The sequence below is a fragment of the Clostridioides sp. ZZV14-6009 genome (genome assembly GCF_020658095.1).
In the GTDB taxonomy this organism is placed as follows: domain Bacteria; phylum Bacillota; class Clostridia; order Peptostreptococcales; family Peptostreptococcaceae; genus Clostridioides.
Genome location: NZ_JAGWDG010000098.1, coordinates 1 through 213 on the forward strand (window position 1 = coordinate 1; position 213 = coordinate 213).

A 213-nucleotide genomic window follows, 5' to 3' on the forward strand; every position below is an offset into this window, starting at 1 on the left:
AGAGTTAAGAAAGAAAGGTAATACCAAGGCAAAGTATCCATATAAAACCAAGAAATTTTATATAATACCATTCAAAGCTAGTGCAATAAATATCAATGCTAAAGGTAACTTAAAGTTATCAATGTCAAAAGGTATCTATTTAGAGTTAGATTTTAATATTGAAAATATAAAGACTGCTGAAATAGTATGGCGAAACGGATATTATTTGTATTA

General features: G+C 26.3%; 1 pseudogene. It reads left to right on the forward strand.

Annotation, left to right across the window (positions count from 1 at the left end):
* Window positions 1–213, forward strand: a pseudogene (locus KGF36_RS20065) (RNA-guided endonuclease TnpB family protein); the annotation flags it as partial.